The following is a 10,588-nucleotide window of genomic DNA, read 5'->3' on the forward strand; positions in this document are numbered from 1 at the left end:
GGACAAGGTAGATCTTATTGGAGGGCTCACAGTGCCAGGCGCGGGCAGAGAAGCGAGTCGCGGGAATGCGCAGACTCATCAGCTCACGTGATGCTTGTACCCAAGCCGGGCCAAATGCCAGTCCGCCGCGCATCGCTACCGCCGCGTGGCCAGCCACGCTCGACTCTTCGGCCTTGTAGTGAGCCTGGGTCAGCTCGCCGCGCGCATTGACCTCCAGCCAGGCATCCAAGTAGGCATCTTTGCGTGCGACATTCGCAACAGCCCACTGTTCCACGCTTAGACGATCTGTGCCATCCACCAACGAGAGGCGTAGGTAGACATTCATGAGCTGCTGGCTCGCAAGCTGGAAACGACTGGGGAGCTCGATCTTGAGATCGTAGAGCGACCAGAGCCGCCAGCCCGCTTCTGCGTCGCGGTTCTCAACTGAGGCAAGAATGATCTCAGAGGCACCTGCGAGTCCTTTGCGACCACTGCGATCCCCCAACACCTGGGCGATCACCACGCGGCGCGTCTCTTTGCAGTGCCAGAGCGCCCCAAAAGCCTTCCGGTCACCCGTCCACTTGAAACCAAAGCCCTCGCGTTCATCGCGCTGCACGCCTCGGGGGAGGGGAGTTAGCTCGCTCTCAAAAGCGAGGCGTTTCTTCTTCGCGACGCGTGCCAGAGAGGCCAAATACGACTCGCCACGCACCTCGATGTCTATGGGTTTCTTGGTCTTCTTAGGCTCCGTGGCCCACTTTAGCTCCAAGCCCTGCTCTTCGCCATCGTCTATGCGCAGGTAGCCCTCATCGTAGCTGCCCGAAAAGCCCGTCAAGTCCCAGTCTTCTGGGACACGCAGGCTGAAGCCCTGCCAGCCTAAAAGCTTGGTCTGGCGCTTGATGGGTTTTGGGGAGGCAGGAGCGGCAGTCATCGTTTTGCTAGAAGGGAAGCGGCTGAACCGCCTTGGCAATGAGGGCGAGCGCAATGGCGGCCATCGATATCAGACCCGTGCCACAGGCAAAGCCCGCCAGGAGCACCGGAGCGTAGTTGCGCCATTTCTCGACACCGTAGCGCTTGGCAAAGTAGAACTTTCCCAAACACGCTCCCACAAACATCGGGATTGTGTCCGCCGGGAGCGCATTGGCACCACCCGCCGCGCCGTAGAACGCTAGCATCGGGAGCTTTGCAACGTACATTACCCCGTAGAGCGCCAGAGTTGCTACGCCACCCCCCATGATGAAGGCGGGCTTGATCGAGTCCAATACCCATGACGCGCCACCGGCCTTGTTAATCTGGTTCCAGATCGCCTGCTGTGAGGCAATCAGCGGCCACATACGCTGGGCAAACGGATACTGACTGGAAGGAATCTGGCTAGTCCCCCAGATAAAAGACCAGTAGATAAAGCCGCCGAGCATGATCAAGGGGAACATTAAGAGCTCCGCCTTTAAGATCGAGGTGAACTTGGTCTTGGTCAGCTCCACTTCTCGGAAGCGCTGTGCGAGCGCACCATAGTCGTGGATGGGCATGGGGGCAAACCAGACATCAATCTTTTTATAGCCAGACTCCATGACGGTCAGCTCTTTGACAAACGGGAACTGCGCATCTTGACTGGTGAGACCAAACATACGGGCCGCGACATAAGAGTTGATGGGGGTGAGTAGTAGACCATAGCCCAGTAACAATAGAATCGGGAAATCAGGCAGCAAGTAGTGGGTGAAGGCAATGTAGCCAAGCGTCGCCAGAAGCCAGATCCCTAGTGCGATCTTCCACCAGCCCGCTTTGTCACCGCGCCCCGCAGGAACTTCGTGCCACGCACCACGTCCCGCACGATTGAGCCCACGCGATGCCTCAAGAGAGCCTTTTACAATAATATAGATTCCAATAACCGCAATCGCAAGCTGAATTCCAATACCGGCGGAGAGCCAGAAATCAAAGTGGTTGACAACGCGTGTCTCGATAGACTCGGTTCCGGGGTGCCACTGGTGCAGAATTCCTTGCTTGTAAAGAATCGGGTTAAGGCCCAGCTGGAAGACAATAGACGAGATAAAGGTCGCCACAACCATCTCAAAGGGAAGAACAAAGCCCGTGAGAATCTTTCCGAGATCGCCCGAGTAGCCTACAGGCGCTGCCGGCAGAATTGTCTCCGTGGACGCCATGAAGTCAATGAAGGGAATCGGGATCAGGGTGACCGCTTTTCCAAAAGCCGTACTGGTCAGAATCGGAATCGCGACATAGATCGCACCAAAGATAAGCCCAATGACGGTTCCTGTGGAGAATATACGCCAGCGCCAAGAGTCCTCTTTATTGCCAGCCTCCGCAAGTGCTGTCGCTCCCGAGGCAGCAACGGAGGCAAGGGGGAAGGGGAGGCGCTCGATATCGCTCGTGGCACGGAAGAGAATGTAGCCCGCTGGGAGCCAAGACAGGCGCTCCAGGGTCTGATGGATCATCATCACCCCAATGGGGCCCCACCAGTCCGGGTGGAAGAAGTTACGCTGATCGAGCGCCGCAGATCCTGGTTGAGGGCTGGAGAACCAAGGGATTTCCCGCGCGATTGAGGCCGCCTGTGGGCTCTGGATGTAGTATTGGTTCCAGATGAGCCAGCCAAACGGCCCCCCGGAGATCCCACGATCTGCTCCCGCCACGGCAGCAAGGCCACCGGCGACGTAGTAGAGGAGAAAGATCTCCTGGCGCTTTAGGGGCAAGAACGAGCGCCGGGCGACCTCTGCAAAGAGAACGATGGTCACCCACTGCGCGGCTGCCCCAAGACCCGATCCTGCAACGAGCCCAAGGTAGATCGCGCCCGCCGTCATGATTAAGCTGACAAAGATAGAGCCGATAATGGTCTTGGCGGTAAAGCCTTCGTCGAACGTACTATCATCGCCCTGAGACTCCGCTTCGATAAACTCGCGTGCGTCTTCGACACTGTGATCTTGGCTGTCGCTGTGATGCGGCGTCGCTACGTCTTCACGATTGTTTAATTCATCCATGTCGTTTGCCATTTTACGCCTCCACACTCGCAAACTCCGTCTCGGTCAAGTAGCGCTCGCGCTCCGCGCCACTGAGAGTTCGCCAGACGAGAAACTGTTTTCGGAGTGTGTTCATAAAGCGCCGGTTGACGCGTTTCCAGTTGGACACATCCCCTGAGACCCGGTGAAGCGTCAGCTTGAGGTCAAAGACATCCTCAAAGTCCGTGGGAATCGTCTCCAGGCGGATCATCTGGGAGACGCCAAGATCAAACGGAGCGAGCCAGGCTTTACACCCGATCCGGTAGCCGGTGCCCTTCTCGGACTCAAAGGTCTCGCGGAAGATTCCCTCGGTGATAAAGTCGCCGACTGAGTAGCCTTCGTAGCTCTGGAACCACTCTGCCAAGAAGCCATTCACACCAGCAGCTTGATCGCCCGTGACCGCAAAGGGGAGGCGGATCGCCCAGTCATCGCCGACCGGATCAGGAACAGACCAGGTGCGTGTGCTGGATGGGCTGGCGACTTCGGAGGCTTTCTTCGCGGGCCAGAGAGTAGAGAGAAGCACGACGGCCACCACGACGAGAGTTGAGAGAACCGCACTCACCGATGAGAAGTTCAGCGAGAGCCCCTGCATCAAGTGAAACGTCGAGAGGAGCTTGCTAATTCCCTGACCTAGAACGTAGCCCGAGACGGAGCCCAGGATCGCGTAGACCAGCGCCTCCGCCATAAACAGTGTCCCGATGTTGCTGGGTGAGAGGCCAATGGAGCTAAAGATATGGATCTCTTTCACGCGCTCAAAGACCGAGCCCAGCATCGTGTTGAGAACAATCAGCGCGGCGATTAAGATTGGGATGAGAATCGTTCCAAAGTCTTCGCCCTTTGTTGCGCCCACCGACGAGAACCGCTCGATCTTACCTGGCTTATCCCTGAGCTTTTCACTCGCAGCATACAGGTTCATGTCAAAGCGCTTCATGAGATTTTCTTTGAGCTCTTTAACAACCGCCCCTTCATCGTCGCCGTAGCCAATGGCCACGGATCTCAGGTCGCCACCTAGGTTAATCAGAGTTTGATACGGGACAAAAAAGATCACGTCGGAGTCTAGGTGAAGATACTGCTGGAACCCGCTAGAGCTGTCGGTCTTGCCCTGCTTCTGGAGCTGCTGCATCTGCACGAAGTCCACGGGAGTGAGCGGCTCCTGGTCGTGGTCCATGATCTGCTTGAACTTGTCCTGGTCCAAGATCCCAATGACACTGTAGTCCTGACCAGAGAAGCTCACTTTGGCCGAAGCATTGGTCACATCAGCATCCGAGATGCGCAGGTTATCAGCGATCTTACGTGGCAGGATCATCACCAGCGTGTCACCGGGGGCAAACCAGCGCCCGGCTGCGAGTGCCTCATCAGCATGCGTGACCTTGGCCTCGTTAGGAGAGAGCCCGACGCCACCCTTCGCGCCAAACTCTCTATCCGCACGCTTGAGTGTTAGAAATGTCTGCTCACCCGGTTGCGTCCCTAAGAACCAGCCGCGTGGCGCTACCTGACGCGTGTTCCCAAACTCATCGTCGAGCAGGCGGTAGGCCACCTGCTGAAGCGCGTTCCAGTTCGGGTCGCGTAATAGAATCCCGTTGTAGAGCGGCTTACCCGGCGCAGGGACTTGGTTGAAACGCAGCTCTTGCACAATAGACGTAAACGCGAGCACCGTAAACGTCAGCAAAACCAGAGTCGCACACGTCAGCGCGGTTCGAGTGGCGCGGCGGCGCATGTTCGCCACCCCGAGCGCGAACGCAGCAACGGCAATCGAGCCTTTTCCGGCGTCCAGTGAGTGGGTGCCCTGGGTCTCTTTGGACTGCTGCTTGAGCTGCTGCTCAAACTTCTGCCAGACCAGCACCGTGACCAGTACCGAGAGGGCCATCATGATGAAGGCCAGCAGGATAATTCCGGCGTTGAGCGTGATCCGAAACGCGGGGTGGATCGCGGCGAAGATGCCAAAGATCACCAAAAAGATTAAAAAGACCGCCCCAAGCTGGCGCTTAAGATCCGATTAGCCAAAGAGCAGGCGCTCTAGGAAATAGGCTAACGGAATCATCAGCGCAAGATAAAAAATCACGCCATTGACCACGTCCTGCTGGGTCTTGGTAACATCAGGGTAGGCACGGCTCTCGTAGCCCCAGGCAGCGCGTGCATAGGTATCAAAGCGCTGGTAGTCCTTTGCCGCTAAAGCCGCCTCGGCCTTGTCAATAAACTCCTTGGCATTGGCATGGAGACTCTCAATGCCCTTGTTGCGAATATTGTTCTTGATGAGGCGCTGGATGCGGAAGTCATCGAGCTTCCACATGTCTTGGGCAACGCGTAGCGCGGTGTGGATAATCGCCGAGGAGCGCGACGACTCCACGGCATCTTGCCCCTCGCCCGCTCCCATCACATAGCCCTCGCCCTCAGGGTTGGCTATTGTGGAGTTAATGAGGAGGAAGCGTGTGGCAGCGGGGCCACTGCCCATGATGATCTTGAACTGGCGCAGCTTGTTTGTTGCCGCGTTTCGGTCTTTACCCGAGCTAAACTCATCACCGCGCCGAGCAAAGACCACAGCCGTGTCTTCAACATAGCTCACGCCGGGCTCTGGCTTGGCCAGGGAATAACCAAACTGCCGTGGCTCGCCGTTGGAAACCCCATCATAGATCGTCATGGTGGAGAGCGTGCGAAGAGCTTGCTGATCCACTAAGTCAAAGATATTGGTAGCGACGCAGGGAAAGACAACGGAGAGGACTTCTTTATCGCCCGTGGTGATCCGAAACTGGCTCGGGTAGGCCGCTCCCGTGACGCCTTTATCGGGAGCGTAGTCAATGTCGCCGGTCTTCTCGTCCATGTGGTACGACTCGACACGGTGTTCCTGGTTATCCGCTGTCGTGGGGGGCAGCCCCTTAAAGGCAAAACTGGACTTGCCCTCTTTACCCGTAAAGCCACCCTGGTCATCCCCAACCATCTGGATAAAGTTGGCGCGTACTCCGATAAAGCTCTTGGTGTTGGAGTTGTGCGGCACGACCACTAAAGCGCGGTCTACGGGGTCGCTTGGCACTAGCGAGCGTCGCGGCTCATACTCTCGAACACGGCCCTTGAGGGTGGCAAAGCCTGAGCGCAGGCCCATGCGTGTCCACTGGCAGGTCTTGTAGAGTGGGATCTGCTTCTTGGGGTCGGCATTCTGGTCGTTGGGATCGTTGACATAGTGCTGGAGCAAACACACAAAGGTCTTGAGCTGGAGCGCTAGATTGGCGATATTGACTTTCTCAAACGTGTCAAAGGGCGTGTCAACTTGGTTGCGGGAGTCGTCAATGGAGGCGAAGGTGACGCCAAAGCCACCTGCCATCCCGACAATCTCGGAGTCGAAGGCAGGCTTTCCGGGGATAAAGTTGCGCCAGCTCTTGCCATCCACGGGATTGACACCATCCGAGAAGCGCTTCTTGGCATCGTAGCCTAAGACTTCCGCGACTTTGTCGTTGTTCTCACGGGCCACACGGGCGATATCGGAGTAGAGATTCTGGGTATCTTCCCGGACATTAACCAGATGCGCTTTATAGAAAATCCCCAGCGAGCGGGTCTGGCTTGCGAGGTCTAAGCCTACCCAGAGATAGATCGGGTCACTCGGGTCTTTGGCCTGCCCAAAGAGCTTGGCGAAGGGGCCGGGGACTTGCCAGTCGTCTATGTGGTTGTCGAGGAACTCGCGGACGCCTTGGAGCCCAAGGCAGTGGCCTGAAGTGGCTAAAAACCAGATCGTGCGCTCATGTCCGACCTTCTGAAACGTCCGCGCAGTCTGCAAGAGCCCCGCGATTCCGCCTGCCTGCTCGGCTGCGGGAGCGAGTGCCGGGACAACGGACATGCCGTCGTAGTAGGACTGCACCACGATAATCTGCTTGGCGATCTTGGGGTCTTTGCTCTGGCCGGGAAGCACGCCGATAAAGTTCTTGGCCTGCACCCGATCCCACTTCATCTCCGCGTGGAGCGTCGCCTTTAAGCTCTTGCGGGAAAGGGAGAGGGCTTGAAGCGCGGCGGCATCGCTCTTTTTGATAAAGAAGCGGGGGATCGAGAGAGGAATCGAGACGAACTTGGCCTCAGCCTCACCGCGCATGGTCTTGTCGGGCTCGATAAAGACCACGGCCTTGGCCCCGAGACGCGGTGCGTTGAGCCAGTCGGTGCCGGAGTTGAAGTCTACGAGAACAATCGCGCCTTCGACCTCTTTGCCGTTAAAGGAGCCGAGCAGCCCATTGCCCGCGTAGATCAATGGCCCGCTCAGTCCCTCCTCGGGGAGCTGGCTGGTGCGGACAAGATTAGGCCAGATGCAGTAGAGGGGGTAGGTCTTGCCATTGGCATCAAGCCGTGCTCCCTTGTCCATCGGCACCGTCGCCGTGAACATCTCAGACTTCACATTGTCACTGCCAAAGAGCTTCTTGAACTCCTGCTCAACATAGGCGGCGGCGTATTTTTCACCGGGGTAGCCCACGACCCGCGAGCCATTTGAGGACAGCTCGCGAATGGTCTGTGCCAGCGCTTGATCATTCACCGTCGCTGTCAGAGCTTTATACTTTTCCGCCAGAGCCGGGTCAACTGCTGCCCGGACCGACGAAGAGACTGCGACTAGCGCCGTCAGCAAGAGTGTCGCCTGACGGACAACGCGCGCAAGAGTCATCATCGAGAAGTTCCTTCGTACCACATCCCCCGTCACCGGAGGTATTCGTCGTGATAATAGCACGTTAAGCTAATTCGCCGCAACCAGGGCAAATTCCTGCCTGAAACCAAAGGGGTATGTCAGCCACTTCGTGAGATGAATCTGGGTACAATGCTTACATGCCTGATCTAATTGTGCCGCTCTATAAACTGCCTGCCGTAGACGACGAACTTGCGCGCCTTCGTGCCGAGGGAATCGTGGTGCGCCGGGCGTTTCCCTTTGAGCTTTCTCGCACCCGCCGCTTTATTGCGAAAACGTTTTCGGAGAGCTGGGCCGATGAAACCCAAGCGGGCTTCGCTCGCCAGCCGATTACTTGCTGGATCGCGATCTACGAGAAACGTGTCATTGGGTTTGCCTGTGTTGATGCCACGATGCGGGGCTTTTTTGGCCCCACGGGCGTTGATCCTACGTTTCGAGGACGGGGAGTCGGAGCCGCTTTATTGCTCGCGGCACTTCACGGACTGAAAGAAATTGGCTATGGCTACGGTATAATTGCCGGGGCAGGACCGGTGGCTTTCTACGAGAAATGCTGCGGCGCGACCGTTATTGAAGGTTCTGAGCCGGGCATCTACGTGGATATGCTCGAGGCGGATGGTGAGGAAAGTACACGTTAGGGACGATAATAGAGCCATGCCACTTGAAGACGACAACACCGAGTTTGAGATTCCTCATGATGTGGAGGCGATCCTGCGCCGTCAGGACGAGGCAATGGCTTTGCTGGAGCGCCTGCGTACTGCCGAGCCGTTTCGCCGCCCTAGGGCCGACCAGCAGGGGGCAAAGCGCCGCGAGTTCCGACGCTGGCCACTCCCTGAGGGGGTGAGCCTAGAGCTTCATGACAGCGCGGGTTGGAAGCCTGCCGATGTGATGGACATGGGAGTGGGGGGCGCGCGCCTCAACAAACTTCCCAGCTTCGCCGATGGTCCGACACCAGCCCGACTGAAATCACCCTCGTCGCAGGCCGTGCTTGTGCTCTGCGATGTGATGTGGAAAGACAACGACGGTCGAGCTGGTATTCGCTTTGAGTTCCGTGATGAAGACGAGCGTGACAACTGGTCAGGCGGCCTCATTGATGCCCTCCTCGCCCGCCACGCCGTGAGCTGAAAGTTCCCTCCTAGCCCCCGCTACGCGGGGGGACAAATAGGAAGAAGTTTTCTTATATCCCCCCCGTCCGGGTACCCCGCGAAGCGAGGGTGGTGGGGATGGGGGGGGTGAGGATTTTATGAAACGAATTGGATTGATGGGCTGTGGGGTTGTCGCCGACTACGGACACTCGCACGCAATCGCCCAGACGGATGGCCTAAGTTTAGCCGCACTCTACGATCCGAACCCCGAGGCACTTGCCCGGCTCGCGGCACGCTACCCCGATGCCCATGCCTTCACGGATATTGAGGCATTCTGGCGCTGTGGGCTCGATGCCGTCTCGATCACGTCCCCCGCACCCGTGCACCTCGACAACCTGCGTGGCGCGGCTCAGCATGGCCTGCACGTGCTCTGCGAGAAGCCTCTCGGAATGGACGAAGACGAGATCGAGGAGATGATCGCCCTTGCGGATAAAGCTGGAATCCTCTTCGCGACCGCACTTTGCTACCGCTTTAGCCCCGTTGCACAGAGAATCAAGCAGCTGATTGATGAGGGTGTGATTGGCGAGCTTCGCGCCCAGCGCCTCATCTACCTCTGGAACCTGCACGGCAAGTGGGAGACCGATGCGCACGGCAATCGCTTTGAGTCCGCACGGCGGCTAGGGCGCTTCGAGGAAGGTGGGCCGCTGGTTGACTGTGGCGTGCACCAAATAGATCTCGCGCTCTGGTGGACAGGCTCTGAGGTTGTCCGGCAGCATGCGGCAGCGGCTTGGATCGAGGAGCACGAGGCACCCGGCCATGTCTGGATGCACATGGATCATGCCAGTGGCTGTCATACGTGTGTTGAGATTAGCTTTTCCTACACCCACACGGCTCGTGATCCTTATGATATCTTCACCTACGAGCTGATCGGAACCGAGGGCCTGATTCGTTACGTCCGAGACGGCTGGTTCTTCGAGGTGCGCAACGGGCAGGGAACCGTGCGCCTTCCCGGTGCCAGTGAGAAAGACTTCCACGGCATGTACGCCGCCTGGCGCGATGCCCTCTACACCGGAAACCTTGGCAATGTTCCCTCAGCCCGTGATGGCCTCCATGTCACCCAGCTCTCCCGCCGCGCCACCGAGGCGGCAATGGCCACACGCTACCGAAAGTAGTATGGTTAGGGAGGAAGCGGGATCTGGGTCATAGTCAGCCGAACCCGTGGCGCTCCAAGTGCCCCTTCAGGAACTGCGAACATGATCGTCAGCCATGAGCGTCCCTGGGATGAATAGGTTCTTCCCTGAATGAGTACCTGATTTCTCTGCAGGACATAGCTGGGCACCGACCCACCGCGCCGTATGAGATCGGCAATGAGTGGATTGAGCAGTCGCTAATAATCTGCCCAATCAAAAACTCATGAACGCTATAAGGATTAGGTATATCCTCGAAAGGCCAATTTGCTGGATCTGATACTGATGGAGCGCTGCTTGTAACGAGTGCAGTGCCACCTAGACAATAAGGAAATGGATCAATGGGAGAAGTATCTTCTATTGTCAGCGAACTAAATGACCATTGGGCATGGGCAGGCAGAGAAGACAAGACGAGACTTAATAATGAAACTATCGCAAGTGAGCTAAACTTCATTTTAAACAATCTCCACTGGACTTGTAGCCGACCACGGACTTGTAGCCGACTGTCTGGAGTATAGCTCTAGTTTAGAATAATGTCAACAAGCATACAGGGGTACAAGACAAATAAGTGATGAGGCAAATGGATGCGAGGCGTTGCTAATTTCTCGTGGAACGCCGGATCTCCTCTGAATGTAGTGTGCTGTGTCACTTTTCTCCGGTGAGACGAACCTGGAGTCTCGCAGACTT

Annotated in this window: 7 protein-coding genes; 3 read left to right on the forward strand and 4 right to left on the reverse strand. The window is 57.3% G+C overall.

The features are described from left to right. The 4 genes from AC1XOS_RS14705 to AC1XOS_RS14720 form a co-directional block, all read right to left on the reverse strand. Nucleotides 1–907 (reverse strand): hypothetical protein (locus tag AC1XOS_RS14705; RefSeq protein ID WP_481962977.1); only part of this gene is annotated, 907 nt, incomplete at its 3' end. A gap of 7 nt (nucleotides 908–914) precedes the next feature. Continuing rightward, a complete protein-coding gene (locus AC1XOS_RS14710) occupies nucleotides 915–2,963 on the reverse strand; it encodes an OPT family oligopeptide transporter (protein WP_481962978.1) in 2,049 nt (682 codons plus the stop codon). A 13-nt stretch (nucleotides 2,964–2,976) separates the two neighbouring features. Further along, nucleotides 2,977–4,932 carry an ABC transporter permease gene (locus tag AC1XOS_RS14715; RefSeq protein WP_481962979.1) on the reverse strand — a complete coding sequence of 652 codons (1,956 nt, stop codon included), beginning with the start codon at nucleotides 4,930–4,932 and terminating at the stop codon, nucleotides 2,977–2,979. A gap of 45 nt (nucleotides 4,933–4,977) precedes the next feature. Continuing rightward, nucleotides 4,978–7,617, reverse strand: a complete 2,640-nt coding sequence (locus AC1XOS_RS14720; RefSeq protein ID WP_481962980.1) for a PA domain-containing protein — start codon at nucleotides 7,615–7,617, stop codon at nucleotides 4,978–4,980. 155 nt (nucleotides 7,618–7,772) lie between these two features. On the opposite strand from AC1XOS_RS14720, the gene AC1XOS_RS14725 reads away from it, so the two are divergent. The 3 genes from AC1XOS_RS14725 (at nucleotide 7,773) to AC1XOS_RS14735 (ending at nucleotide 9,886) form a co-directional block, all read left to right on the forward strand. Beyond that, nucleotides 7,773–8,267 (forward strand): GNAT family N-acetyltransferase, encoded by a 495-nt coding sequence (locus tag AC1XOS_RS14725; protein WP_481962981.1) that lies wholly within the window; start codon nucleotides 7,773–7,775, stop codon nucleotides 8,265–8,267. 16 nt (nucleotides 8,268–8,283) lie between these two features. Beyond that, nucleotides 8,284–8,754 carry a PilZ domain-containing protein gene (locus tag AC1XOS_RS14730; RefSeq protein WP_481962982.1) on the forward strand — a complete coding sequence of 157 codons (471 nt, stop codon included), beginning with the start codon at nucleotides 8,284–8,286 and terminating at the stop codon, nucleotides 8,752–8,754. 118 nt (nucleotides 8,755–8,872) lie between these two features. Beyond that, nucleotides 8,873–9,886 (forward strand): Gfo/Idh/MocA family protein, encoded by a 1,014-nt coding sequence (locus AC1XOS_RS14735; protein ID WP_481962983.1) that lies wholly within the window; start codon nucleotides 8,873–8,875, stop codon nucleotides 9,884–9,886. Nucleotides 9,887–10,588 lie beyond the last annotated feature (702 nt).

It is taken from the genome of Armatimonas sp., assembly GCF_964826245.1.

Excerpts from the sequence above, each read along its gene's own strand:
- AC1XOS_RS14735 (WP_481962983.1), top strand. The coding sequence starts at position 8,873 with ATGAAACGAATTGGATTGATGGGCTGTGGGGTTGTCGCCGACTACGGA.
- AC1XOS_RS14720 (WP_481962980.1), bottom strand. The coding sequence starts at position 7,617 with ATGATGACTCTTGCGCGCGTTGTCCGTCAGGCGACACTCTTGCTGACG.
- AC1XOS_RS14725 (WP_481962981.1), top strand. The coding sequence starts at position 7,773 with ATGCCTGATCTAATTGTGCCGCTCTATAAACTGCCTGCCGTAGACGAC.
- AC1XOS_RS14730 (WP_481962982.1), top strand. The coding sequence starts at position 8,284 with ATGCCACTTGAAGACGACAACACCGAGTTTGAGATTCCTCATGATGTG.
- AC1XOS_RS14710 (WP_481962978.1), bottom strand. The coding sequence starts at position 2,963 with ATGGATGAATTAAACAATCGTGAAGACGTAGCGACGCCGCATCACAGC.